This window comes from Mycobacterium sp. NGS67 (assembly GCF_059812185.1).
This window is the reverse complement of sequence record NZ_JCALCF010000009.1, coordinates 136,420-160,122: the sequence shown is the minus strand read 5'-3', so window position 1 is coordinate 160,122 and position 23,703 is coordinate 136,420. Positions and strand designations below refer to the sequence as shown.

The 23,703-nt window shown below is 68.6% G+C and carries 25 protein-coding genes, 1 pseudogene and 1 riboswitch; of the genes and pseudogenes, 11 read left to right on the top strand and 15 right to left on the bottom strand.

The genetic code is table 11. The features are described from left to right. Nucleotides 1-24 precede the first annotated feature (24 nt). The 3 genes from AC5Y4D_RS11180 (at nt 25) to AC5Y4D_RS11170 (ending at nt 3,715) form a co-directional block, all read left to right on the top strand. Nucleotides 25-1,527, top strand: a complete 1,503-nt coding sequence (locus tag AC5Y4D_RS11180) for a M28 family metallopeptidase (protein ID WP_500037147.1) — start codon at nt 25-27, stop codon at nt 1,525-1,527. A 228-nt stretch (nt 1,528-1,755) separates the two neighbouring features. Continuing rightward, nucleotides 1,756-2,151 (top strand): DUF4190 domain-containing protein, encoded by a 396-nt coding sequence (locus AC5Y4D_RS11175; RefSeq protein ID WP_500037146.1) that lies wholly within the window; start codon nt 1,756-1,758, stop codon nt 2,149-2,151. A gap of 100 nt (nt 2,152-2,251) precedes the next feature. After that, complete coding sequence (locus tag AC5Y4D_RS11170) at nt 2,252-3,715, top strand: neutral zinc metallopeptidase (protein WP_500037145.1); 1,464 nt, start codon at nt 2,252-2,254, stop codon at nt 3,713-3,715. A gap of 8 nt (nt 3,716-3,723) precedes the next feature. Here the strand turns inward: AC5Y4D_RS11170 and AC5Y4D_RS11165 are convergent, their stop codons facing one another. Then, complete coding sequence (locus AC5Y4D_RS11165; RefSeq protein ID WP_499944671.1) at nt 3,724-4,071, bottom strand: hypothetical protein; 348 nt, start codon at nt 4,069-4,071, stop codon at nt 3,724-3,726. A gap of 44 nt (nt 4,072-4,115) precedes the next feature. Next, complete coding sequence (locus AC5Y4D_RS11160) at nt 4,116-4,340, bottom strand: hypothetical protein (protein WP_500037144.1); 225 nt, start codon at nt 4,338-4,340, stop codon at nt 4,116-4,118. 155 nt (nt 4,341-4,495) lie between these two features. Here AC5Y4D_RS11160 and AC5Y4D_RS11155 point away from each other — a divergent pair, with 155 nt between their 5' ends. Next, the gene (locus AC5Y4D_RS11155) at nt 4,496-5,668 is read left to right on the top strand and encodes a TetR/AcrR family transcriptional regulator (RefSeq protein WP_500037169.1); all 1,173 of its coding nucleotides are present in this window, start codon (nt 4,496-4,498) and stop codon (nt 5,666-5,668) included. Here the strand turns inward: AC5Y4D_RS11155 and AC5Y4D_RS11150 are convergent. The 5 genes from AC5Y4D_RS11150 to AC5Y4D_RS11130 all read right to left on the bottom strand — a co-directional run bounded on the left by AC5Y4D_RS11150 (nt 5,646) and on the right by AC5Y4D_RS11130 (nt 10,809). Continuing rightward, nucleotides 5,646-6,293: an alpha/beta hydrolase family protein gene (locus tag AC5Y4D_RS11150; protein WP_500037143.1), complete on the bottom strand. Its 648-nt coding sequence runs from the start codon at nt 6,291-6,293 to the stop codon at nt 5,646-5,648. The genes AC5Y4D_RS11155 and AC5Y4D_RS11150 overlap by 23 nt on opposite strands. Next, entirely contained in the window at nt 6,293-7,120 is an 828-nt protein-coding gene (gene thiD / locus AC5Y4D_RS11145) for a bifunctional hydroxymethylpyrimidine kinase/phosphomethylpyrimidine kinase (protein ID WP_500037142.1), read from the bottom strand. The genes AC5Y4D_RS11150 and thiD overlap by 1 nt, the downstream gene beginning before the upstream one ends. Next, nucleotides 7,117-8,769: a phosphomethylpyrimidine synthase ThiC gene (gene thiC / locus AC5Y4D_RS11140; protein WP_500037141.1), complete on the bottom strand. Its 1,653-nt coding sequence runs from the start codon at nt 8,767-8,769 to the stop codon at nt 7,117-7,119. Before thiC ends, thiD begins: the two co-directional genes overlap by 4 nt. Further along, nucleotides 8,760-8,870, bottom strand: a riboswitch (TPP riboswitch). (Overlaps the previous gene by 10 nt.) 47 nt (nt 8,871-8,917) lie before the next feature. After that, nucleotides 8,918-10,438, bottom strand: coding sequence for a PE family protein (locus tag AC5Y4D_RS11135; protein ID WP_500037140.1), 1,521 nt, complete (start codon nt 10,436-10,438; stop codon nt 8,918-8,920). Between the two features lie 92 nt (nt 10,439-10,530). Beyond that, the gene (locus tag AC5Y4D_RS11130) at nt 10,531-10,809 is read right to left on the bottom strand and encodes a hypothetical protein (protein WP_499944678.1); all 279 of its coding nucleotides are present in this window, start codon (nt 10,807-10,809) and stop codon (nt 10,531-10,533) included. A 60-nt stretch (nt 10,810-10,869) separates the two neighbouring features. Between AC5Y4D_RS11130 and AC5Y4D_RS11125 the strand changes: the two genes are divergently transcribed. Continuing rightward, nucleotides 10,870-11,106 (top strand): Rv1535 domain-containing protein, encoded by a 237-nt coding sequence (locus AC5Y4D_RS11125; RefSeq protein ID WP_499944679.1) that lies wholly within the window; start codon nt 10,870-10,872, stop codon nt 11,104-11,106. Between the two features lie 11 nt (nt 11,107-11,117). On the opposite strand, the gene AC5Y4D_RS11120 is transcribed toward AC5Y4D_RS11125, so the two are convergent. From AC5Y4D_RS11120 to AC5Y4D_RS11105, 4 genes and pseudogenes are all read right to left on the bottom strand, one after another. Next, complete coding sequence (locus AC5Y4D_RS11120) at nt 11,118-11,579, bottom strand: hypothetical protein (RefSeq protein ID WP_499944680.1); 462 nt, start codon at nt 11,577-11,579, stop codon at nt 11,118-11,120. Nucleotides 11,580-11,680: 101 nt separating this feature from the next. Continuing rightward, on the bottom strand, nt 11,681-12,484 hold the full coding sequence (locus AC5Y4D_RS11115; RefSeq protein ID WP_500037168.1) for an exodeoxyribonuclease III: 804 nt from the start codon (nt 12,482-12,484) through the stop codon (nt 11,681-11,683). 61 nt (nt 12,485-12,545) lie between these two features. Then, a pseudogene (locus tag AC5Y4D_RS11110) lies at nt 12,546-13,115 on the bottom strand (GNAT family N-acetyltransferase, cg3035/Rv0428c family); the annotation flags it as partial. Continuing rightward, a complete protein-coding gene (locus AC5Y4D_RS11105) occupies nt 13,115-13,711 on the bottom strand; it encodes a peptide deformylase (RefSeq protein ID WP_499944681.1) in 597 nt (198 codons plus the stop codon). The pseudogene AC5Y4D_RS11110 and the gene AC5Y4D_RS11105, both read right to left, overlap by 1 nt. 274 nt (nt 13,712-13,985) lie before the next feature. On the opposite strand from AC5Y4D_RS11105, the gene napA reads away from it, so the two are divergent. From napA to AC5Y4D_RS11080, 5 genes are all read left to right on the top strand, one after another. Further along, entirely contained in the window at nt 13,986-14,294 is a 309-nt protein-coding gene (napA, locus tag AC5Y4D_RS11100; RefSeq protein ID WP_499944682.1) for a nucleoid-associated protein NapA, read from the top strand. A 43-nt stretch (nt 14,295-14,337) separates the two neighbouring features. Continuing rightward, on the top strand, nt 14,338-14,805 hold the full coding sequence (locus tag AC5Y4D_RS11095; RefSeq protein ID WP_500037139.1) for a LytR C-terminal domain-containing protein: 468 nt from the start codon (nt 14,338-14,340) through the stop codon (nt 14,803-14,805). A gap of 38 nt (nt 14,806-14,843) precedes the next feature. Next, the gene (sodC, locus tag AC5Y4D_RS11090; protein ID WP_499944684.1) at nt 14,844-15,554 is read left to right on the top strand and encodes a superoxide dismutase[Cu-Zn]; all 711 of its coding nucleotides are present in this window, start codon (nt 14,844-14,846) and stop codon (nt 15,552-15,554) included. A gap of 1 nt (nt 15,555) precedes the next feature. Then, nucleotides 15,556-16,686, top strand: coding sequence for a glutamate--cysteine ligase (locus tag AC5Y4D_RS11085; protein ID WP_499944777.1), 1,131 nt, complete (start codon nt 15,556-15,558; stop codon nt 16,684-16,686). 139 nt (nt 16,687-16,825) lie between these two features. Then, nucleotides 16,826-17,476 (top strand): LON peptidase substrate-binding domain-containing protein, encoded by a 651-nt coding sequence (locus tag AC5Y4D_RS11080; RefSeq protein ID WP_499944685.1) that lies wholly within the window; start codon nt 16,826-16,828, stop codon nt 17,474-17,476. 15 nt (nt 17,477-17,491) lie between these two features. On the opposite strand, the gene AC5Y4D_RS11075 is transcribed toward AC5Y4D_RS11080, so the two are convergent. Genes AC5Y4D_RS11075 through AC5Y4D_RS11065 form a run of 3 tightly spaced genes read right to left on the bottom strand, consistent with a single transcriptional unit; the run spans nt 17,492 to nt 21,205 of the window. After that, the gene (locus AC5Y4D_RS11075) at nt 17,492-19,654 is read right to left on the bottom strand and encodes an AAA family ATPase (RefSeq protein WP_499944687.1); all 2,163 of its coding nucleotides are present in this window, start codon (nt 19,652-19,654) and stop codon (nt 17,492-17,494) included. 1 nt (nt 19,655) lies between these two features. Beyond that, the gene (pssA, locus tag AC5Y4D_RS11070; RefSeq protein WP_499944688.1) at nt 19,656-20,510 is read right to left on the bottom strand and encodes a CDP-diacylglycerol--serine O-phosphatidyltransferase; all 855 of its coding nucleotides are present in this window, start codon (nt 20,508-20,510) and stop codon (nt 19,656-19,658) included. Then, nucleotides 20,507-21,205: a phosphatidylserine decarboxylase gene (locus tag AC5Y4D_RS11065; RefSeq protein ID WP_499944689.1), complete on the bottom strand. Its 699-nt coding sequence runs from the start codon at nt 21,203-21,205 to the stop codon at nt 20,507-20,509. Before AC5Y4D_RS11065 ends, pssA begins: the two co-directional genes overlap by 4 nt. Nucleotides 21,206-21,334: 129 nt before the next feature. On the opposite strand from AC5Y4D_RS11065, the gene AC5Y4D_RS11060 reads away from it, so the two are divergent. Continuing rightward, nucleotides 21,335-22,507, top strand: a complete 1,173-nt coding sequence (locus AC5Y4D_RS11060) for an MFS transporter (protein WP_499944690.1) — start codon at nt 21,335-21,337, stop codon at nt 22,505-22,507. Here the strand turns inward: AC5Y4D_RS11060 and moeA are convergent. After that, entirely contained in the window at nt 22,504-23,703 is a 1,200-nt protein-coding gene (gene moeA / locus AC5Y4D_RS11055) for a molybdopterin molybdotransferase MoeA (protein WP_499944778.1), read from the bottom strand. The two genes, AC5Y4D_RS11060 and moeA, sit on opposite strands and share 4 nt — an antisense overlap.

Sequence of the window (23,703 nt, the reverse complement as noted above, 5' to 3'; positions counted from 1 at the left end):
GCGAAGGCGTCTAGTCTGGGCGCGATGCTGAACAAATCGAAGACGCTTCCCGCCGCGCTCGCGGTGCTGACCCTGATCACGTTGCTTGCCACCGGTTGCGGACGTTGCACCCACGAGTCGCAACCAGCGGGCAACAGCCAAGCCGCGACCGAGTTCGCCACCACGATGCGCAACAAGGTCACCGCCGACGCGATGATGGCGCACCTGTCCAAGCTGCAGGAGATCGCCAATGCCCACAACGGCACTCGCGCCGTAGGCACCCCCGGCTACGAGGCGAGCGTGGACTACGTCGTCGAAACGTTGCGCAAGAGCGGTTTCGACGTGCAGACACCGGAGTTCACCGCGCGCGTGTTCCACGCCGAGAAGGGCTCGGTTGCCGTCGGCGACTTCAACTCCGAGTCCCGTGCGCTGGAGTACAGCCGCGGCACCGGACCGGAAGGCGTGACGGGACCGCTGCTGTTCGCACCCGAAGGCGAGAGCCCCGGATGCACGCCGAACGACTACGACCGGTTGCCGGTGCAGGGTGCGGTGGTGGTGGTCAACCGCGGTGCCTGCCAGTTCGCCCAGAAGGAGGACGCCGCGGCCCAGCGCGGCGCCGTCGCGCTGATCGTCATCGACAACGTCGACGAGCAGGCGATGGGCGGCACGCTCGGCGCGGACACCGACGTGAAGATCCCGGTGGTCAGCGTCACCAAGTCCGTCGGTTACCAGCTGCGCACCAAGGCTGGCCTGGCGACCGTCAAGCTCGCCGCCAACACCCAGGATGTCAAGGCGCGCAACGTCATCGCGCAAACCAAGACCGGCTCACCGACCGACGTGGTGATGGCCGGCGCGCATCTGGACAGCGTGCCGGAAGGGCCGGGCATCAACGACAACGGTTCGGGAGTGGCCGCGATCCTGGAAACCGCGGTGCAGCTTGGCAATTCACCGCAGGTGCACAACGCGGTGCGGTTCGGTTTCTGGGGCGCCGAGGAACTCGGCTTGATCGGTTCACGCAAGTACGTCGAGTCCCTGGACATCGAGGCACTCAAGAACATCGCGCTGTATTTGAACTTCGACATGCTGGCCTCGCCGAACCCGGGCTACTTCACCTATGACGGTGACCAGTCGCTGCCGCTGGACACCCGCGGTCAACCGGTGGTGCCGGAAGGTTCGGCCGGCATCGAGCGCACGCTGGTCAACTACCTGAAGCTGTCCGGCAAAACCGCGCGCGACACCTCGTTCGACGGCCGCTCCGACTACGACGGGTTCACCCTGTCCGGCATCCCGTCGGGCGGGTTGTTCGCCGGTGCGGAGGCCAAGAAGTCCGACGAGGAGGCCAAGTTGTGGGGCGGGACGGCCAACGAGCCGTTCGACCCCAATTACCACCAGAAGGGCGACAACCTCGAACACATCGACCGCACCTCGCTGGGCATCCAGGGCGGCGGTGTCGCCTACGTCGTCGGCTTGTATGCGCAGGATCTCGGCGGTCGCAACGGGGTTCCGAGTATGGGGGACCGGATTCGCCACGTGCTCGCCAAGCCATGACCGGGTAGCGCGCGTGCCGACGGGCGGCATGAACACCGGTGCCGCTCAGGTGAAAACCGTTGTGCGGTCCCGACTTTGGGGTGGGCAGGTGTCACCCCCCGGGCCAAGCGGAATCGTACGCGGGTGTCCTGGTGCAGCCCTAGTCACGGCGTGCGCCATGGAAGTAGAGTGTGGCCTGATGCTGGCAAACTCTCAGACACGGCATCGTGATTGGTGTAGGAGGGTCCGTTGACGGAACAACCGCCCCAGTATCCGCCGCCGCCGCCCGGGGGTTACGGCTACGAACCGCCCGCCGCTCCGGAGGGTTACGGCTATCCGCCGCCGGTGCCGAGTCCCTACGGCGGCTACCCGCAGAGTGCGGGTACCAACGGGTTGGCGATCGCCTCGTTGGTGTGCTCGCTATTCGGCTGGCTATGCGGCATCGGCACCATCCTGGGCCTGGTGTTCGGCCTCGTTGCGCTGGGCCAGATCAAGAAGACCGGTCAAGACGGACGCGGCATGGCGCTCGCCGGAGTCATCATCAGTGGGGCATTGCTCGCCCTCGGCGTGCTGTGGGTCATCTTCGCGATCATCGTCGGGGCGGCCAATAGTGCCGACACCGCGTCCGCGATGTTGATGGCCTGACCCGCAAGTCTTTTCGCGTGCCGCGCCGGTCCGACGCGTTCCCGTGCGGTGTCTAGAATAAGTTGCTGTGTGCAGGCCGGTCGGGGACGGGGTTGGTTGAATGAGGTTGCGCTCACACCGGGTGAACGCGTCGGTGCGGGCCGTGACGGCGTTGCTGGGAGCGGTCGTCATGGTGGCGGGCTGTTCGACGGTGGTCAACGGTCGCGCGGTGTCGATTCTCAACGACCCGTTCCGAGTGGGCGGCCTGCCGGCGACCAACGGGCCGAGCGGACCGAAACCGAACGCCCCGGCCGCGACCGGCACCGTGGTCAACACCGACAACGGAGCGATCGACAAGTTGTCGTTGTTGTCGATCAACGACATCGAGGAGTACTGGAAAGCCAATTACAAGGCGCCGCTGAAAGGTTCGTACAAGCCCGTCGACAAGTTGGTGTCCTACAACTCCAAAGACCCGAGCAGTCCGTTGGTGTGTCGCAACGAGACCTACCAGAACGTCAACGCCTTCTTCACCTCCCGCTGCAACCTGATCGCCTGGGATCGCGGGGTGTTCATGCCGACCGCCAAGCAGTACTTCGGCGACATGTCGGTCAACGGCGTGCTGGCTCACGAATTCGGGCACGCACTGCAGGCGATGGCCAAACTGGTCACCCGCAAAGATCCGACCATCGTCTACGAACAGCAAGCGGACTGCTTTGCCGGTGTGTACCTCTACCACGTGGCCGAAGGCAAGTCGCCGCGGTTCACCCTCAGCACCGCCGACGGGCTCGATCACGTGCTGGCCGGCATCATCACCACCCGTGATCCGGTGATGGACGCCGAGGAGTCCAACGACGACGAGCACGGCTCGGCGCTGGACCGGGTGAGTGCATTCCAGATGGGTTTCGTCACCGGAACCTCGGCGTGCGCCACGATCAACAAAGCCGAGATCGAGCAGCGCCGCGGTGACCTGCCGACAACGTTGCGGATCGACACCAGCGGATCCTCGGAAACCGGTGAGGTCGAGATCACCGAAGACACGCTGAAGACATTGATGGAATTGATGGGCAAGATCTTCTCCCCGAAGAATCCGCCGACGTTGTCGTTCAAGACCGGGGGCTGCTCCAATGCGAAACCCAGCCCGCCCGCCTCGTACTGCCCGGCCACCAACACCATCGCGGTCGACCTGCCCGCGCTGGCGACGATGGGCAAAGTCGCGGGTGAGCGGGAATACAGCCTGCCCCAGGGTGACGACACCGCGCTGTCGATCGTGATGTCCAGGTACGCGCTGGCGGCCCAGCACGAGCGCAACCTGCCGATGCAGAGCCCGTGGACCGCGCTTCGCACCGCATGTCTCACCGGCGTCGCGCACCGCAAGATGGCCGACAACATCGAGCTGCCGTCGGGGAATTCGCTGATCCTGACGGCCGGAGACCTCGACGAGGCCGTCGCCGGGCTGCTCACCAACCACATGGTGGCCAGTGACGCCGACGGCGTCAGCGTGCCGGCCGGGTTCACCCGGATAGCGGCGTTCCGGGCCGGCGTGGGCGGCGAGATGGAGCGTTGCTACAGCCGCTACCCGGGGTAGCTCGCCGGCTAGGACCACCCGATCTCGGGGTGCGGCAGCAGATGCTCGGGTTCGTCGCTCACCGTCGGATCACTGCGCATCCACAGCACCGCGACCCAGCCGATCAGGGACCACCCGATGACGAGGATCGGGATGGCCCATGCCCGCCGGATCAGCAGCGCGTTGCCACACCCGGCCGTCGAGGCGTTCGCGTCATGGGAGATCTGCGACTGCTCGACACCGATGCCGTTGCCGCAGCTGATCCTGATGCCGTACAGGTCGTATTGGTCCAGGTAGACCGGAAACCACAAGGCGGCGAATCCGGCGAGTACCAGCAGCAGGCCGGCGATTGCGAGGTAGCGCTGACGGTGGCTCACAATTTCTCCAGACGATGTTAATTAGGCGGTGCGGTCTTTCGCGGTCAGGTCATGCAGACGTTGGAGAACAACAGGACGGGCCACGACACGATCGACCCCAAGAACGAAACGGCCAGGTCCGCACCTTGCAGCTCACGCAGGTGGTCGGTGTGCGTCATCGACCAGACCGTGCCCACCAACAAATATGGCGTGCCGATCATGATCCCGAGGGCAAGCAGCTGGGCGACGGAGAGCTCAATGCTGAGCAACCGGCGAATTCTGTCCAACACTATGCCCCGCCACCCATCGGACCACCCCTCGAACCCACACTATGTTAATGGAGGTTCCGCGGGTGCGGTAGTAGCGACGGGGTTTCGGAGGTTACGGCCGGGGCTACAGTAGGTCGGTGAGGGAGGTGGCGTCGGTTCCCAGTGCTGAGCCGACGATTCGTCGACGGCCCAAGGATCGCAAGGCCCAGATAGCCCGGGCGGCCGCCGAGGCGTTCAGCGCCCAGGGTTATCACGCGGTGAGCATGGAGACCATCGCGGGCAGAGTGGGAGTGTCCGCACCGGCGCTGTATCGGCACTACTCGGGCAAGTACGACCTGTTCCGGGGTGCGGTGCTGGCCCTGAGTCAGGTACTCCTCGACTGCACCGAGTTCGACGACGAGCCCGACCTGGACCAGATCGTCGCTGCGCTCATCGACACCGCCCTGGACAACCGTGACTCCGGTGGGCTCTACCGGTGGCAGGCGCGGTATCTGAGGGCCGAAGATCAGCACGCGCTGGCCGAGCAACTCAAGGTGGTGAATCGCCGAATTCAGCGGCCGCTCATGGCGATTCGGCCTGCGCTGGCCGCCCGGCAGCGGTGGATGCTGTCGGCCGGCGCGCTCAGCGTGATCGGCAGCATCGTCGATCACCGCGCCCGGATGTCGCCCGCCGATATTCGCGAAGTGCTGGGCGCGGCGGCGGCGGCGGTGCTGGCCGCGGACCTCCCGCAACCCGGCGACGTCTTTCCCCGCCCGGCGTCCTGGCGGATCTTCGCCGCGGACGCCGGTGTCTACGAGGCGTTGTTGCACGCGTCGATGGCGTTGTTCAAAGACCGGGGATACACCGATACCAGCATGGCGCAGATCGCCTCGGCCGCAGGGATTCCGGTGTCGGGGATCTACCGGTATTTCTCCGGCAAGTGCGAGATCCTGGCGACCGGCTTGCGTCGCGCGGCCGACCGGGTCTCGGCGCAGCTGGCACCGGTGCTGGGCGCTCTCACTGAGCCCAGCCAGGCGTTGACGCTGCTGATCGATGCCTACGTGGCGACGTCGTTCGCCAACCCGGAGCTGGCCGAGGTGTACTACACCGAGCGGGTCAACCTGACCCCGGCAGACCAGCTGCTGCTGCACAACGTGCAACTCTCGACCATCGATTCGTGGGTACGGCTGCTCACCGCCGCCCGTCCGTCGCTCCCCGCGATACGGGCGCGGTTCCTGGTGCACGCCGCGATGGCGCTGACGGTCGACCTGGGCCGCATGGTGCCGGCCGGCATCCGTGCCGAAGAGTCCGCCTACCTGCAGGCCTGCGTTCGAAAGTTGATGGAAGTCACCCTTTTTGGGCCCCGCTGAGATCGAGAAGCCGAAGCGCCGCGGCAACCGCCAGAGCGGCGACGTCGAGAGTCTTCGACGCCAGGTCGTGTCGCGCGCCGGTGATCTCGACGATCTCGGTCGCGGCGGGGATCAGTGCTGCGGCATCGCGCAATTCGGCGATCGTGCCGAACGGATCCGAGGTGCCGTGGGTAAACACGGTCGGCACCGCGATGTCCGGCAGGTGCTCGGTGCGCATGCGTTCCGGTTTGCCCGGCGGATGCACCGGATAGGAGAACAGGGTCAGCACGTCTACCTTCGTGTCCGGCGCCGCCGGTCCGGCCACCACCATGGACGTCTGCCGGCCGCCGTACGAATGGCCGCCGGCGATCAGCGGCCCGTCGGCCAGGCCCCGGCACACCTCGATCGCCTCGGCGATCCCGGCCTGATCGGTGGCCGCGGAACCCGAAGGCGGGCCCTTGGGGCGACGCCGGCGATAGGGCAGGTTGTAGCGCACCGCCAGCCAGCGGCGCTGTGCCCACTCGTCGCAGACTCGTTGCAGCAGTGGGGATTCCCGGCTTCCGCCGGCACCGTGGGTGAGCACGACGACGCCGCGCGGGGTGCCGGCGGGTTCGTGGGCGATACCGGCGATCTGGTCGAGGTTCATCAGCTCAGCCGGAACAGGGGCGAGACGGGTCCGTGCCCACCGCCCAGCGGATAGGCCGCGCGCAAACACTCTGTCACCCAGCTTTTTCCGAAGGCGACCGCATCGGGCACGGTGCGGCCGTGGGCCAGCGCGCAGGCCACCGCCGAGGCCAGCGTGTCACCGCCGCCGTGGTCGTTGCCGGTCGGCAGTCGCGGGGCGTCGAATTCGTAGTAGTCCGCGCCGTCATAGAGCAGGTCGCAACTACGCTCCGAGGACCGCAAGTGCCCACCCTTGACCAGCACCCACTGCGGTCCCAAAGCGTGCAGGGCCTTGGCCGCCGCGTGTTGCGTCTGCTGGTCGACGACCTCGATGTCGACCAGCAGCTTCACCTCGTCGAGGTTGGGCGTCACCAGCGTGGCTAACGGAAACAGTTGGCTGCGAAGCGAATCCAGCGCTTCTCGGGCGAGCAGCGGGTCGCCGTGCATGGAGGCGCACACCGGGTCGACGACCAGCGGCACCGCCGGTTCGACCCGGCGCCAGGTGGTGGCCACCGCCTCGATGATCGACGACGACGCCAGCATTCCGGTCTTGGCGGCCTGGACACCGATGTCGTCGACCACCGCCTCGATCTGTCCCGCCACCACGTGCGCCGGAATTTCGTGAAAGCTCTTGACTCCCAAGGTGTTCTGCACGGTGACCGCGGTGACCGCGACGCAGGCATGCACGCCTAGTAGGGCCATGGTGCGCATGTCGGCCTGGATGCCCGCGCCGCCTCCGGAGTCGGATCCGGCGATGGTCAGTACCCGCAGCGGCGTCGTGCCCGGCGCCGGAACCGGCAGGAAGGTCACTGGGTGGGAGTCAGCGGGAGATAAACCCGGTTGCCGTGGTCGGCGAATTCGCGGGACTTCTCCTCCATCCCGGCGGCCAGCATGGCCTCGACGTCCTCCTCGGTCTCCAGACCGTGCTTGGCGGCGAAGTCGCGCACGTCCTGGGTGATCCGCATCGAGCAGAACTTCGGCCCGCACATGGAGCAGAAGTGCGCGGTCTTGGCGGGCTCGGCGGGCAGCGTCTCGTCGTGGTACTCCCGCGCGGTGTCGGGATCCAGCGACAGCGCGAACTGGTCGTTCCAGCGGAACTCGAAACGTGCTGTGCTCAAGGCGTTGTCGCGTTCCTGCGCGTGCGGGTGGCCCTTGGCCAGGTCGCCCGCGTGCGCGGCGATCTTGTAGGCGATCACCCCGTCCTTGACGTCCTTGCGGTCCGGCAGGCCGAGGTGCTCCTTGGGGGTGACGTAGCACAGCATCGCGGTGCCGGCCTGGGCGATGATGGCCGCGCCGATCGCCGAGGTGATGTGGTCGTAGGCGGGAGCGATGTCGGTGGCCAGCGGCCCCAGCGTGTAGAACGGCGCCTCCTCGCACCACTCTTCTTCCAGGCGAACGTTTTCCACGATCTTGTGCATCGGCACGTGCCCGGGGCCTTCGATCATCACCTGCACGCCATGGAATTTGGCGATCTTGGTCAACTCACCCAGGGTGCGCAACTCGGCGAACTGGGCGGCGTCGTTGGCGTCGGCGATGGAGCCGGGCCGCAGCCCGTCGCCGAGGGAGAAGGTGACGTCGTACTGCGCCAGGATGTCGCAGAGTTCCTCGAAGTTGGTGTACAGGAACGACTCCTGGTGGTGCGCCAGGCACCAGGCGGCCATGATCGACCCGCCGCGGGACACGATGCCGGTGACCCGCTTGGCGGTCAGCGGCACGTACCGGAGCAGCACCCCGGCGTGCACGGTCATGTAGTCCACGCCCTGCTCGCACTGCTCGATCACGGTGTCGCGGTACAGCTCCCAGGTCAGTTCGGTCGGGTCGCCCTTGACCTTCTCCAGCGCCTGGTAGATGGGCACGGTGCCGACCGGGACCGGCGAGTTGCGCATGATCCACTCGCGGGTCTCGTGGATGTTCTTGCCGGTGGACAGGTCCATGATGGTGTCCGCGCCCCAGCGGGTGGCCCACACCATCTTGTCGACCTCCTCGGCGATCGAGGACGTCACCGCCGAGTTGCCGATGTTCGCGTTGACCTTCACCGCGAACGCCTTGCCGATGATCATCGGCTCGCTCTCGGGATGGTTGTGGTTGGCCGGGATGATCGCCCGGCCGCGGGCGACCTCGTCGCGCACCAGTTCGGCGGGCATGCCTTCGCGGACGGCGATGAACGCCATCTCGGCGGTGATCTCGCCGGCCCGGGCGCGCTGCAGCTGGGTGCCGCGGTCGCGGATCACGCCGGGCCGCGGCGGCAGGCCGGCGGTCAGGTCGATGACGGCGTTGGTGTCGGTGTACGGCCCGGAGGTGTCGTAGAGGTCGAAATGGTCTCCGGTGGACAGGTGCACGCGGCGGAACGGCACCCGGGCTCCAGGGACCCCGTCCACTTCGCGGTAGGTCTTGCTGCTGCCGGCGATGGGACCGGTGGTCACAGACGGGTCGACGGTCTTGGAAAGAAGTTCGGTCATGGTGCATCTCCCTACGCCGGCATTACCCGGTCAGGTTCGTACGGTCGACGGCCCCAGCCGTCCTCTCAGCGCGTCGGGTTCGCGCTCCCGCGTGGATTTGATGGGCGTCTCCCACGCTAGCGCAGCGCGGGGCAGGCGTGCAGCGATGTCAGCCGTTCGGACCGTCGGCACCCGCAGCGCCGAGCACGGTTCCGCGGGTGCCGCCGGCACCGCCGGTGCCTGGGTCAGGGACATTAGCGCCCACCGTGTTGCCGGCCGCACCGCCTGCCCCGCCGTCGCCGCCGTTGCCGAACAGCCCCACCGCATTGCCGCCGTCGCCGCCGTCCCCACCGTCGCCACCACCCAACGCCCCGCCCGTGCCGCCGGGCCTGCCCGCACCGCCGGCCCCGCCGGCGCCCCAGATCGCTCCGCTATGGCCACCAGTGCCGCCGGCACCACCGGTGCCGCCAAGGAAGCCACCGGGGGCGCTGAATCCGCCGTCGCCGCCGGCCCCGCCGCCGCCGATCAATTTGGCGTCGCCGCCATATCCGCCCACGCCGCCCGAGCCGCCGCGCTGCACGCCGGCGCCGCCGTCGCCGCCGTTTCCGCCGGCGCCGCCGTTACCAACCAGTCCGCTCACGCCGCCGAATGCGCCGGCGCCGCCGTTTCCGCCGACGGTCGCAGTGGCGACGCCACCCAAACCCCCGGATCCACCGACGCCGCCGTCGCCGAAGAAGAAACCGGCGTTGCCGGCAGTCCCGCCACCGCCACCGCTGTTGCCGACACTGCTCGGCCCGGCCGCGTTTCCGCCAGTGCCACCCGCTCCACCGTTGCCGAATAGTCGGGCGTCGCCGCCCAGACCGCCGAACCCGCCGGGACCTGCGGTATTGCCGCCGCCACCAGTTCCACCGGTGCCGCCGGCCCCGCCGTTGCCATACAGCAGTCCGCCGGTTCCTCCGTTGCCGCCGGAGCCTCCCGATGCACCACCGGTCGGCAAGAAGCCGCCCGTTCCGCCGGCGCCGGCGTTACCGCCCGCGCCCCACAGTCCGGCGTTGCCGCCGTTGCCACCAAGCCCGCCGGGGCTGCCGGGAAATGCGGCCGTGCCACCGTTGCCGCCTTGACCGCCGTTGCCGAACAGCCAGCCGCCGGCACCGCCTTGGCCCCCAGTCCCACCGGGTCCGCCGAGGGCGCCGGTTCCGCCGTTGCCGATCAGTCCGGCCGCCCCGCCGGCGCCACCGGCCTGACCGACCGCAGTGCCCGCCGCGCCGCTGCCGCCGTTGCCCAGCAGAAAACCACCCGGCGCCCCGGCCGCACCAGGAGTAGCGGCGTTAGCGCCGTCGCCGATCAGTGGGCGCGCGAACAGCGCCAGCGTTGGGGCGTTGATCGCGCCCAGGATTGCCTGCTGGACGTTGGCGGCCTCGGCGCTTGCATACGCTGCGGCGCCTGTGCTCAACGTGGCGACGAACTGCTCGTGGAACACCGCGACCTGCGCGCTGAGCGCCTGGTATTGCTGGGCGTAGTCGCCGAACAGTGCCGCGATGACCGCCGACACCTCGTCGGCGCCGGCGGCCAGCACCGCTGTGGTGCGTGCCGCCGCGACTGCGTTGGCTTCGCTTAGCGCCGAGCCGATACCTGCGAAGTCTGAGGCTGCCGACGAAAGCATCTCGGGAGCGGCGATCACAAACGACATCTGGGAACTCCTCACCGATTACGGTGCGGAAATCGTCGCTGCCGAACCCATAGCGGCGCATGGGGCATCGGCCCCAATATCCGACAAACGCGTCAGGCGTCCTCGAGTGCCTCGCCTAGTTCCTGGAGGAGCTGATTGTGGTGATTGCTGGCTAATAGGTGTCCGGCGGTGATCACCAGCGCGACGGGCCACTCGATCAGTTCGAAGGCCGCCAGCGCGGCGATACCGCCGTAATACGCCAGCTGTTCGGGCGGCGGGATCTGCAGCCTGCCCACCACCGGTAGGTTGACGGCGAACGTCTGTCCCTGCCGGATCTGCGCCACCGCCTCGCGCTGCGAGGTAGCGCGGCGATCTCTCTTTTCGGCCATCATTTGCCTTTCGGTAACTGAAGGTTTGCCGTTGAGCCCGATCGTGCGGTCACCGTCGGGATTATGACGACGACAGATGTCTTGCGCGACCCGTTAGCTTCGTCGTTCGGCCGGTTGCTGCGCGGACCGTTGACAGAGTTGTACGCGCTGTTGTGGCGGGCGGGGGTGCTGGAAGTTGTCGATCGGCATCAAGCTCCTCGCCAGTTGTCGGTGAATGCCTCGCGCAACGAGTTGCGGGTGGCAGCGGACCCGAACGCCGATCACGATTTTTCATCATCCGGCACCTGGGCGACCGGCTGACGACAGCCGAATCAATTAGTGCTGCGCAGGTTGGTGCTGCCGGCACGCCGGCCGGTCGCCTTCTTGACCGGGGCCTTCCGCGCCGTCTTCGCCGGCGGCTTGGGCGTCGACTTCGCCGGCTTTTCCGGCGGCTCGTCGGGCACCGAGGCGAGCTTCGCCGGCGTCGGCACCACCGGCTGCTCGGGTGCGTCGCCGAGCTTGCGCAGCAACAGTGCCCCGCCCCCGATCGCCAACAGGATCGGCCATTCGACCAGACCCGCGGCACCGATGGCACCGAGGGCCAGCGCGGCCGCGGGTGTCGACTTGCTGCCGGCGCTGATGCCTTGCTGAATCCCGTCGGCGGCTCCCTTGACCCCGCCGACGATGCCGTTGACCGCCGCGCCGCCGACGGCGCCGGCGGCGGCCGTGGTCGCGGACGCGGCGCGACTCACCGATCGACCCACAGTGCGGAAAGCTCCGTCGACGACACCCATGATGACTCCCTGGCTCGGCTGTTGAAGTGTGTATACCCCGCGCCCGCGTAGTTCACCAGAATCAGCAATGGAATTCACAGCAATCTTGGAGGCTGCGCCGCTCACCGGCGTAGGTCAACGAGCACCGGCGCGTGGTCGCTGGGCGCCTTGCCCTTGCGCTCTTCGCGGACGATCTGTGCGTCCACCACCCGCTCAGCCAGTGCCGGGGAGCCCAGGATGAAGTCGATGCGCATGCCCTGCTTCTTCGGGAACCGCAACTGCGTGTAGTCCCAGTACGTGTAGACCCCCGGCCCAGGGGTGAAAGGCCTTACCACATCGGTGAATTGGGCGTCGACGATGGCGTCGAACGCGTTGCGCTCGGGCTCGGAGACGTGCGTGCAGCCCCGGTAGAAATCGGTGCTCCACACGTCCTCGTCGGTGGGTGCGATGTTCCAGTCACCGACCAGGGCGATCGGCGCGGACGGTTCGTCTCGCAGCCAACCTTCGGCCGTATTGCGCAGCGCGGCAAGCCAATCCAACTTGTAGGTGTAGTGCGGGTCGTGCAGGGTACGGCCGTTGGGGACGTACAGGCTCCACACCCGCACGCCGCCGCACGTGGCGCCGATGGCGCGAGCTTCCGCTGCTGCGGCCACGTCGGGCTTGCTGCTCCAGCTGGGCTGGCCCTCGAAGCCGACCTGCACGTCGTCCAGTCCGACCCGCGACACGATCGCCACGCCGTTCCACTGGTTGAAGCCGACATGCGCCACCTCGTAACCGATCTCGTAGAACGGCAGCGCCGGAAACTGGGTGTCCGAGCACTTGGTCTCCTGCATGGCCAGCACGTCGACCTCGGCGCGGGCGAGCCAGTCGAGGACCCGATCCAGCCGGGAGCGAATGGAGTTGACGTTCCAGGTGGCCAGGCGCAGTCGCGCAGTGGTGCCGTTCGGCATGGCAGGTCTCCTAGTTCTGGGCTGGGCGGAAGTATCGACGACGGTGGTGCAGCCGGAAACCCTGCGCCTCGGCCGGTGCGGTCGGTTCACTGTCCGGCACGCACCGGTAGGCCCGGTCCTCGGCCCGGACCAGGATCTGTTCGGTGCGTTCGGTGACCCAGCCCGGCGGCGGTGACAGCAACCGGTCGGCGATGGCCAGTCGCGGGGTGAGGCGCCGGCGGCGGTACCACTCGAGGATCTCCGGGATGGAGTTCTCGTGTGCCGAAACATCAAGGGGTGCCGCAGAGTTGGTCGCCAGATCGATCCCGTCGCCGGCGCGCAGCAGCCAGCCGTCCAGCCAGGTCTGCTCGGCGCCGGGCCGCTCCGCGGCAGCGGTACGTTCCAGCGCGCGGATGTCGGCGGTGCGCACCGGGGCGTCGGTCAGTACCCGCATCGCCACCACGTCGTCGGGTGAGACCTCGACCAGCGCACCGGTTTTGGTGCGCAACCGCAACGTCGGGCCGACCGCCACCAGGTGCCCGATGGCGTCGGTCAGCGGCGGGACCGATCCGGGTGGCCGACGGTAGCGAAGCGCCACCCGTGTTCCCAGGCCCGGCCACGACACCATCAGTGACCGAACGGGTCGGGCCCCTCGCCGGGCAGCCACGACAATCCCGGCACCCCCCAACCGTGCGACTTGACCGCGCGTTTGGCGGCCCGTGCGTGCCGGCCGACGAGGCGGTCCAGGTAGAGGAATCCGTCCAGATGCCCGGTCTCGTGCTGCAGCATCCGCGCGAACAATCCGGTGCCCTCGACGCTGACCGGTTTGCCCTCGCCGTCCAGACCGGTGACCCGTGCCCAGTCCGCGCGTCCGGTCGGGAAGGACTCACCCGGCACCGAGAGACAGCCCTCGTCGTCGTCGTGGCCGGCCGACGGCATCGTCTCGGGTATCTCCGAGGTCTCCAGCACCGGGTTCACGATCACCCCACGCCGGCGCTGGGTCAGCCCACGGTCATCAGAACAGTCGTAGACGAAGACCCGCAGTCCGTGGCCGATCTGATTGGCGGCCAGCCCGACACCGTGAGCGGCGTCCATCGTGTCGTACATGGTCTTGATCAGTTCGGGCAGCTCGGCCGGCAGCGATCCGTCGGGTCCGACCGGAATTGGCGTCGTCGGATTGTGCAGGACCGGATCTCCCACGATGCGAATGGGTACGACTGCCATGGTCGGCTAGCTTAGGCCCGCCGACGATGCGGCCCGGAACGGGCCGAGGAGAAGGGGGGCGATTCTGCCACGGGTGTGCGCCCTGTCGACTCCGTCACAGGGTGTGACCAGCATCGGGACCTGTCGATCCGCAGCAATTCGGCCGACGCGCGGGTGTGGATTCCGGCGCAACACTTTGCGGCGTGGTTCAATATTCGCGCACGACATTGCCCCTATGTAGGTCAAAGTCATTCGAGCAATCGAGCATTCGCCGGAAGGGTCCAGGGGAAGCAATATGGACAGCGCCATGGCGCGGGCACATCGAGCGGGGGACGACTCGGAGATCGCCGACGGGCTGACCCGGCGCGAGCACGACATCTTGGCTTTCGAGCGTCAGTGGTGGAAGTTCGCCGGGGTGAAGGAAGACGCCATCAGAGAGCTGTTCTCGATGTCGGCGACGCGCTACTACCAGGTGCTCAACGCGCTGGTGGACCGGCCCGAAGCGCTGGCCGCCGACCCGATGTTGGTGAAGCGGTTGCGGCGGTTGCGCGCCAGCCGTCAGAAGGCCCGGGCCGCGCGGCGGCTGGGCTTCGAGGTGACCTGACCGTTTTGCGGTTCCTGGCCGTCCGCTGGTTACAGTGGCTTCGATGAACGAGCGCGTACCCGACTCTTCGGGGCTTCCCCTGCGGGCCATGGTGATGGTGTTGCTCTTCCTGGGTGTCATCTTCCTGTTGCTCGGTTGGCAGGCTCTGGATTCGTCGGGCAAGGCCGAGGAGGAGTCGTCGTCGGTCACCACCATGTCCAACCCCGTGGCGCCGTCGTCGACCAGCGCGAAGCCGGCCGCCAACGACGCCGAGGTGCGGGTGTACAACATCTCGGGCAAGGAGGGCGTCGCCGCACGGACGGGGGATGAGCTCAAAGCGGCCGGTTTCAAAGTGGCCGACGTCACCAACTTCACCGCCGCCGATGTCGCAGTGACGACCGTCTACTACGGCGAAGAGAGCGAAAAGGCGACCGCTGACGCCGTGGGCAAGAAGTTGGCGGCGCCGGTGGAAAAGCGCACGCCCGAACTTTCCGAGCTGCCGCCGGGCGTCATCGTTTTGGTGACGGGTTGAGGCTGAGTTCGGATCATTGCCAGGCTAGGCTCACGGCTATGCCTAAGCTCGCCGGTCCCACAGTCGCCATGTCAGTCCTGTCCGCGGCCGCATGCGTCGCGCTGGTAAGCGCGTGCTCGTCGCCCCAGCAACCGTCGACGACACCCGGTACCACCCCGTCGGTCTGGACCGGATCCCCCGCGCCGTCGACCTCCGGGCATGCCGAGTCGGCGCCGGCCACCTCCGAGGCGCCGCCGTCCGGGCAGACCATCACCACCGTGCTCAAAGGCCCCACCGGCGCGGAGATCGCCACCGCTAAATTCGACTTCGCCAACGGCTATGCGACCGTGACGGTCACGGCCACCAGCAGCAGTGGACTCGCACCGGGCTTTCATGGCATGCACATTCACAAAGTCGGCAAGTGCGAGGCGAATTCGCAAGCCCCCGACGGCGGGGAAACCGGCGACTTCATGTCTGCCGGCGGGCACTTTTCGGCGCCCGGCTCGACCGGCCACGCCAGCGGGGACCTGACGTCGCTGCAGGTACGCAAGAACGGCGCGGCGATGCTGGTGACCACCACGGACGGCTTCACCATGGACGACCTGCTCGCCGGCAGCAAGACGTCGATCATCATCCACGAGGGTCCGGACAACTTCATGAACATCCCGAACCGCTACCAGGTCAACGGCCAACCGGGTCCCGACGAGACCACGATGAAAACCGGTGACGCCGGCAAGCGGGTTGCGTGCGGTGTCATCGGAGCCGGCTAGCCTGCCTCGCAGCCGGGCGCGCAACCGGATCGACTTCGCCCGTTCGCCCCGGCCCACGGTGGGCGTGGAATGGGAGTTCGCCCTCGTCGACGCCGAGACCCGGGATCTGAGCAACGAGGCCACCGCGGTGATCGCCGAAATCGGCGAAAACCCGCGCGTGCACAAGGAATTGCTGCGCAACACCGTCGAGATCGTCAGCGGCATCTGTGAAAACGCCCCCGCGGCAATGCAGGATCTGCGCGAGACGCTGGGTCCGGCGCGGCGCATCGTGCGCGACCGCGGGATGGAGTTGTTCTGCGCGGGCACCCATCCTTTCGCGCAGTGGTCGAGTCAGAAGCTCACCGACGCACCGCGTTACGCCGAGCTGATCAAGCGCACCCAATGGTGGGGGCGGCAGATGCTGATCTGGGGTGTGCATGTGCACGTGGGGATTTCGTCGCCGAACAAGGTGATGCCGATCATCTCGTCGCTGCTCAACCAGTACCCGCATCTGCTGGCGTTGTCGGCGTCGTCGCCGTGGTGGGGCGGCGTGGACACCGGGTACGCGAGCAACCGGTCGATGATGTTCCAGCAGTTGCCGACCGCGGGGTTGCCGTTCCAATTCCAGACCTGGAAAGAGTTCGAAGGCTTCGTCTACGACCAGAAGAAGACCGGCATCATCGACCACGTCGACGAAGTCCGTTGGGACATAAGGCCTTCCCCGCACCTGGGGACCATCGAGGTGCGCATCTGCGACGGCGTGTCCAACCTGCGCGAGTTGGGCGCACTGGTCGCGCTGACGCACTGCCTGATCGTCGATTTGGACCGCCGCCTGGAGGCCGACGAGCCGTTGGCGAGCATGCCGCCCTGGCACGTCCAGGAGAACAAGTGGCGCGCGGCCCGGTACGGCCTGGACGCGGTGATCATCCTGGATGCCGACAGCAACGAACGGCTGGTCACCGAAGACCTCGACGACGTGCTGACCCGTCTCGAACCGATCGCCAGGTCACTGCGTTGCACCGAAGAGTTGGCCGCGGTGGCCGACATCCCGCGCCTCGGCGCGTCGTATCAGCGACAGCGGCGGGTGGCCGAAGAGCACGACGGTGACCTGCGCTCGGTGGTCGACGCCCTGGTGGCGGAACTGGAGATCTAGTCTCCGGCGGTGGCCGGCCGGGACTCGCACGTTCGCCGAGCGTGTCGCTGCTGCGAAATTTCGGCCTGATTTTGACAGTGGTTACACGTTGGGCGACCGGGAACGGCGTCGGCCTATGCTGAGGTGGGGGTGAGGCGCGATGGATCGTGAGCCGGTCGAGATGCCGATGTTTCCGCTCGAGTCGGCCTTGCTACCGGACGAGATCCTGCCGCTGCGCATCTTCGAGCCGAGGTACTCCGCGCTGGTACGTGACTGCATGGAAAGTGAGAATCCCCGCTTCGGCGTGGTGCTGATCTCCCGCGGCCGCGAGGTCGGTGGCGGCGATGCGCGCAGCGACATCGGGACCCTGGCCAGGATCACCGATTACGTGGCCGGCGGTTCGGGCCGGTACGCATTGCGCTGCCGGATCGGGGAACGGATCCGGGTGCGCGAGTGGCTGCCCGATGATCCGTATCCCCGTGCCCGCGTAGAGATTTGGCCCGACGAACCGGGGCTGCCGGTGACCGCCGCGCAGGTCCGGGACATCGAGGACCGGGTGCTGGCGCTGTTCGATCGGGTGGCCGCGGCGCGGGGAGTGCAGGTGCCGGACCGCGACGAGCTGTTCGACTACCCCGGCGACGCGCCACGAGACAACGCAAAGCTGTTGTACGCGTTGGCGGCTCGCGTCCCGATGGGTCCGGCCGACCGGTACGCGGTGTTGGCCGCGCCCTCGGGCGCCGATCGGTTGGCCGCGCTGCTGGAAGCGGTGGACTCGGTGACCGCGATGATCGAGTTCCAGCTGTCGGAGTGACGGCGCGAAATCGGGCTAGCCGGCCTCGGCGAACGCGCGCAGCGATTCCACCTGCAGCGGGTCCAGCGACGGACGCACATTTTCGCGCGCGGCGGCCAGGTCGGCGGCGGTGACGTCGGCGGCGTCGATGGAGCGTCGCATCGCGGTCAGAGCGGCTTCGCGCAACAGGGCCACGCAGTCGGCGGCGCTGTACCCGTCCAGTTCGGCGGCCACCGCGTCCAGGTCGACGTCGGAGCTCAGCGGGACCGATTTGCCTGCGGTGCGCAGGATTTCGCGGCGGGCCTCGGCGTCGGGCGGTTCGACGAACACCCGCCGCTCCAGCCGCCCGGGCCGCAGCAGTGCCGGGTCGATCAGGTCCGGACGGTTGGTTGCGCCCAGCACGACGACGTCGCGCAACGGGTCGATGCCGTCCAGCTCGGTCAGCAGCGCGGCCACCACCCGGTCGGTGACGCCGGAGTCGAAGCTCTGACCGCGCCGCGGTGCCAGCGCGTCCACCTCGTCGAGGAACACCAGCGACGGCGCGGAATCCCTTGCCTTACGGAATAATTCGCGGACCGCCTTCTCCGACGACCCCACCCATTTGTCCATCAGCTCGGACCCCTTGACCGCGTGCACGCTGAGCTGCCCGGTGCTGGCCAGCGCGCGCACCACGAACGTCTTGCCGCAACCCGGGGGACCGTACAGCAACACCCCGCGCGGCGGGTCCACGCCCAGCCGGGCAAAGGTGTCCGGGTGCTGCAACGGCCACAGCACCGCTTCGGTCAATGCCTGCTTGGCCTCTGCCATGTCGCCCACGTCGGCGAGCGTCACGCTGCCGACGCTCACTTCCTCGCTTGCCGAGCGGGACAGCGGGCGGATGACGGTCAGCGCCCCGAGCAGGTCCTGCTGGCTCAACTTCGGTGGCGCGCCGTCGGCGCTGGCCCGCGCCGCCGCCCGCAGTGCCGCCTCGCGCGTCAGTGCGGCCAGGTCGGCCACCACGAAACCCGGTGTGCGGCTGGCGATCTCGTCACAGTCGAGGTCACCGGTGGGCACCTCTTTGAGCAGTGCTTCCAGCAGTGCTTTGCGGGTGCCGGTGTCGGGCAGCGGCAGACTCAGCTCGCGGTCGCACAGTTCCGGCGAGCGCAGCCGCGGGTCCACCTGGTCGGGGCGCGCGGAGGTGGCGATCAACGCGACGCCGTCGGTGGCCACCGCGGTGCGCAGCTCGGCCAGGATCAGCGCGGCCACCGGCTCGGCCGTCTCCGGCAGCAACGCATCGACGTCGGTGATCAGCAGCACGCCGCCGCCGTCGCGCACTGCCGTCACCGCCGCAGCGACCGACTGCAACCGGTCCTGGGCCGCCAGGGCGCCGACCTCCGGGCCGTCCACTTCCACCAGCCGCCGGCCGGCGCACACCGCGCGCACCAGCGTCACCTTGCCCACGCCGGCCGGTCCGGACACCAGCACACCCAGATTGGTGCCCGCGCCCAGGGTCTTGAGCAGGTGCGGCTCGTCGAGGGCCAATTTGAGCCATTCGGTCAGCTTGGCGGCCTGGGGCTGGGCGCCCTTGAGCTCCTCGACCTGGATATCCGGGCCGACCACCGTGGCCGGTTCCACCCCCGATGCGCGGTGCGCCTGCAGCGTCCCCCAGGTGACCAACGTGTTGGGCTGGACGCTGACCGGCCCGTCCGGGTCGACGCCGGTGACGGTCAGCAGCTCGGAGGTCCAGCTGATCCCGACCGAGGAGGCCAGTGCCTGGGTGGCCGCCGAGGTCGAGGTGCCCGGGCCCAGGTCCCGCGGCAACAGCGATACCGCGTCTCCGACCGTCATCACCTTGCCCAGCAGGGCTTGGCGCAGCGTCGCCGACGACAGCGACTGGGTGGCCAGTGTCGAACCGCTCAGCGTCACGGTCCGGGCGCCGTAGACGACGACCGCGCCGACGATCACCTCGATGCCCTCGCGCAGCCCGGCATTGGACAGCGTGACGTCGTCGAGCAGCACGGTGCCGACGGGAATGTCGCCGGAGGCCATGCCCGCGACGGCCGCGGTGGTCCGGGATCCGGTCAGCGACACCGCATCCCATTCTCGGATGCCCAGCGCGGCGATCGCGCTGGGATGCAACCGGACCACGCCGCGGCGCGAGTCGACAGCAGCCGTGTTCAGCCGCGCCGTGAGCGCGAGCTGCGTCCTGGGACTGTTCAACTCACCTGCCCGGCTTGCGCAACCCGAGCCGCGCCATCGACCGGCGGTTCGGCTGTGCCCGGCGGGTCGCACGCTGCGCCGCCCGCCACTGCTTGGGTTTGTCGTCCCAGACCTCGGGGTGTTTGGCCAGCCAGCGCTTGCTGCGCACCGCGAACGGGATGTGGCACACGTAGGAGACGATGATCACCCAGATCAGGATGTAGGGGAACACCACCGCGGCCGCCGCGACCAGCGCCACCACCGCCAGCACCAGCACCGCCTGATTCGGCGAGACGGCGAAGGTGTGCACCTTCTTCATCGGGATCGCGCTGACCATCAGCAGCGACGTCCCGGTGATCCAGGCGGCCAGCACCCACTGGTTGGACCACCAGCCGTCATGTTCGAACTGCAGCTTGAGGCCGATGGTGCCGATCATGGACACCGCGCCCGCCGGTGCCGGCATGCCGACGAAGAATTCCTTCGCATAGGGGGGCAGGGTGCCGTCGTCCAACTGCGCGTTGTAGCGCGCCAGGCGCAGCACCACGCACACCGCGTAGAGCAGCACCACCGGCCACCCGATCGGGAACTTCGCCAGCAGCGTCACGTAGACCACCAGTGCGGGCGCCACCCCGAAATTCACCGCGTCGGCCAGCGAGTCGATCTCCGCGCCCATCCGGGATTGAGCGTCCAAGATGCGGGCCACCCGGCCGTCCAGGGCGTCGAGGATGGCGGCCACCGCGATAAGGGCCATCGCCGGTATCGGGTTGTCGTCGAGGGCGAACTTGATGGAGGTCAGGCCCGCGCAGATGGACAGCACCGTCATCGCGCTGGGCAGCAGATGCAGGGCTTCGCTGCGCCGGACGCGGGGCTTGATCATGCCAGCACAGCCAGCACGGTCTCGCCGCCGGTGGCGCGCTGGCCGACCCGCACCAGCGGTTCGGCGCCCGGCGGCAGATAGGTGTCCAGCCGCGAGCCGAACCGGATGAGCCCATAGGTCTCGCCGATATCGAGTTTGTCGCCGACGTGGGCGTTGCACACGATGCGCCGCGCGACCAGCCCGGCGATCTGCACCACCACGATCTCGGCGCCCTGGGCCGTGCGAATCCGCACGCTGGTGCGTTCGTTGGCCTCGCTGGCCTCGGGGAGATCCGCGGACAGGAACCGTCCGGGGCGGTGCTGGACGGCGATCACCTCACCGCTGATCGGGACCCGTTGCACGTGCACGTCCAGGATGGACAGGAAGATGCTGACCCGCGGCAGCGGAGTGTCACCCATGCTCAGTTCGGCGGGCGGGAGGGCGTGCTCGACCAGGGCGACCGTGCCGTCGGCGGGTGCGACGACGACACCGTCCCGGGTCGGTGGCACCCGGGACGGGTGCCGGAAGAAGCCCGCGCAGGCCCCGGCCGCCAGCAGCCCCGTGCGGCGCAGCCACCGGTGCCGGTATCCGGACGCCGCCACGGCCAGCCCGGTCGCGACGAACGGCAGCCCGGCGGGGTGGATCGGCGGAATGGTGTCGCGCACCAACTCGAGCAGGTGTGCGGGACCGTCGGCGGAGCCAGGGCGTCTTGCCACGCGGGTCATCTTACGGAAGGGCGCGCGGGCATCGCGGTTCGTTCGGCTCCGGAACGGGAACGCTTTGAATTCACGAGCCTTCTTCGAGGAGTCCCCCTGATTTCGACGGATGATCCGCGCGCGTCCCGATTGCACCGCGCGAAGGTCGGTGTCACCGCAACGTTCATCGCGCACGCTGTGGTGTTCTCGTCGTGGGCTGCGCACATCCCGCAGGTCAAGCACGATCTGGGGCTCTCCGACGCGGCGCTGGGCACTGCCCTGTTCGGTGCGCCGCTGGGTTCGGTGCTGGCCACGGTGTTCAGCCATTGGGCGTTGCCCCGGTGGGGCAGCCAGCGGTTGGTGCCGGTGATGGTGGTCGGCTACGCGCTGGCCGGCATGACGGTGGGGCTGGCGACGTCCGGGCCGTGGTTGTTCGTGACGCTGGCGCTGTGGGGGACCTTCCAGGGCGGGCTGGACGTCGCAATGAACACCCAGGCCGGGACGGTGGAGCGGCTGGCGCGCGCGCCGATCATGTCCCGCTTCCACGGGATGTGGAGTGTCGGCGCGCTGCTGGGAGCGGTGATCGGCGCGTTCTGCGTCAGCGCCGGTATCGGTTTGGGTCCGCAGCTGATCGTGCTGGGACTGGCCGTGCTGCTGGTGGTGGGACCGTTCACGCGTCGCCTCTTCCCCGACGCGGCCGTCGTCGCCTGCCAGGACGGCCAGCAACCCCGCCGGGCGCGGCTCACCAAGACCGTGGCGCTGCTTGCGGCGGTGGCGTTCGCGTCCTTCCTGTGCGAGGGCGCCGCCACCGACTGGTCAGCCAACTACCTGCACGACGTCGTGGGCGCCGGTCCCGGCTTGTCGGCGCTGAGCTACGCGGCCTACACGTTGGCGATGGTGGTGATGCGGTTGGGCGCCCTCCGGTTGCATTCGCGGCTCCCGGCCCGGCGGTTGCTGCCGGCGCTGGCCGTGTTCGCCGCGCTCGCCATGTGCGTGACGCTGGCGACGGCCGACCCGGTGATCAGCGTGCTGGGCTTCGCCTGCCTGGGTGCCGGGGTGGCGTTGTTGGTGCCGACGGCGTTGAGCGCGGCCTATTCGGCCGGCAACGGCGGGTCGGCGATCGCACTGGTGGCCGCGACCGGGTGGGTGGGCAACCTGCTGGGGCCGCCGTTGATCGGGCATCTGGCGCAGTGGTGGGGGTTGTCGGCTGCGCTGGTCACCATTCCGGTCGTGCTGACGGTGGCCGCGCTGGCGATCGCCGGGACCACGGCCTTCCAGGTCGCCGACGAGTTCCACCGGGACCCGGTCGGCTCGACGGCCTAACTCAGATCCCAGACCTGCACTTCGGTGCCGGCAGGCACTTCGACCACGTCCTCCGGGATGTCCAGCAGGCCGTTGGCCGTGGCCAGCCAGCGCAGGTGGTGCGAGGCCGGCGGACCGTAACTGGTGACCTGCGCGCCCTCCAGCACCGCGCGCCGGAATTGGCGTTTGCCGCGCGGTGAGGTGACGGTCTCGGTGAGGACCGCGGCGCGGCGCGGGCGAAGCGGATCCGGTAAGCCCGTCGCCGCGCGCAACGCCGGCCGGATGAACACCTCGAACGACACCAGCGCGCTGACCGGGTTGCCGGGCAGCGTGACGATCGTGGTGCCGGCCACCCGCCCGGCACCCTGCGGCATGCCGGGCTGCATCGCCACCTTGACGAACTCGACACCCTGGTCGCCGTCGCGCCCGAACGCGTCCTTGACCACCTCGTAGGCGCCGGCGCTGACACCGCCGCTGGTGACGATCAGATCGGCGTTCCCGGCGTGGCGATCCAGCACCGCACTGAACTGCGCGACGTCGTCGCCGGCGGTCTCGGTGCTGACCACGTCGGCGCCGGCCTCCCGCACGGCGGCGGCCAGCATGACCGCGTTCGACTCGTAGATCTGTCCGGGTTGCAGGGCAGCACCGGGCGGCACCAACTCCGACCCGGTGGAGATCACCAGCACCCGTTGCCGCGGCGTCACCGTCACTTCGGCCAGTCCCAGCGCCGCCACCAGACCGAGCGCGGCCGGGGTCACCACCTGGCCGGCCTGCAGCACGGTGGTTCCGGCGGCGACGTCTTCGCCGGCGCGGCGGATGTGTCTGCCGGGTGTGGCGGGCCGCCGGATCTGCACCGATGCGACGCCGCCGTCGGTGTCCTCGACCGGCACGATGCCCGTCGCTCCGGCGGGCAGCGGTGCCCCGGTCATGATCCGGTGCGCGGTGCCGGGCCCCAGCACCAACGCGTCGGTGCGCCCGGCCGGGATGTCCTCGGCGACCGGCAGCGCCACCGGATGTTCAGATGTCGCGGTGGCAGTGTCTTCGGCCCGCACCGCGTAGCCGTCCATGGCGGAGTTGTCGAACACCGGCAGCGACAGCGGCGCCACCACGTCGGCGGCCAGCACCAGCCCCAGCGCGTCGGCTAGCGGAACCGAGACCGCGGGTCGGGGCCGGATCAGCTCCGCCACGATGCGTTGATGTTCGGTGACCGAGCGCAT

Excerpts from the sequence above, each read along its gene's own strand:
- AC5Y4D_RS11180 (WP_500037147.1), top strand. The coding sequence starts at position 25 with ATGCTGAACAAATCGAAGACGCTTCCCGCCGCGCTCGCGGTGCTGACC.
- AC5Y4D_RS11170 (WP_500037145.1), top strand. The coding sequence starts at position 2,252 with ATGAGGTTGCGCTCACACCGGGTGAACGCGTCGGTGCGGGCCGTGACG.
- AC5Y4D_RS11150 (WP_500037143.1), bottom strand. The coding sequence starts at position 6,293 with ATGAACCTCGACCAGATCGCCGGTATCGCCCACGAACCCGCCGGCACC.
- thiC (WP_500037141.1), bottom strand. The coding sequence starts at position 8,769 with ATGACCGAACTTCTTTCCAAGACCGTCGACCCGTCTGTGACCACCGGT.
- AC5Y4D_RS11135 (WP_500037140.1), bottom strand. The coding sequence starts at position 10,438 with ATGTCGTTTGTGATCGCCGCTCCCGAGATGCTTTCGTCGGCAGCCTCA.
- AC5Y4D_RS11130 (WP_499944678.1), bottom strand. The coding sequence starts at position 10,809 with ATGATGGCCGAAAAGAGAGATCGCCGCGCTACCTCGCAGCGCGAGGCG.
- AC5Y4D_RS11125 (WP_499944679.1), top strand. The coding sequence starts at position 10,870 with ATGACGACGACAGATGTCTTGCGCGACCCGTTAGCTTCGTCGTTCGGC.
- AC5Y4D_RS11120 (WP_499944680.1), bottom strand. The coding sequence starts at position 11,579 with ATGGGTGTCGTCGACGGAGCTTTCCGCACTGTGGGTCGATCGGTGAGT.
- AC5Y4D_RS11105 (WP_499944681.1), bottom strand. The coding sequence starts at position 13,711 with ATGGCAGTCGTACCCATTCGCATCGTGGGAGATCCGGTCCTGCACAAT.
- napA (WP_499944682.1), top strand. The coding sequence starts at position 13,986 with ATGGACAGCGCCATGGCGCGGGCACATCGAGCGGGGGACGACTCGGAG.
- AC5Y4D_RS11095 (WP_500037139.1), top strand. The coding sequence starts at position 14,338 with ATGAACGAGCGCGTACCCGACTCTTCGGGGCTTCCCCTGCGGGCCATG.
- sodC (WP_499944684.1), top strand. The coding sequence starts at position 14,844 with ATGCCTAAGCTCGCCGGTCCCACAGTCGCCATGTCAGTCCTGTCCGCG.
- AC5Y4D_RS11080 (WP_499944685.1), top strand. The coding sequence starts at position 16,826 with ATGGATCGTGAGCCGGTCGAGATGCCGATGTTTCCGCTCGAGTCGGCC.
- pssA (WP_499944688.1), bottom strand. The coding sequence starts at position 20,510 with ATGATCAAGCCCCGCGTCCGGCGCAGCGAAGCCCTGCATCTGCTGCCC.
- moeA (WP_499944778.1), bottom strand. The coding sequence starts at position 23,703 with ATGCGCTCGGTCACCGAACATCAACGCATCGTGGCGGAGCTGATCCGG.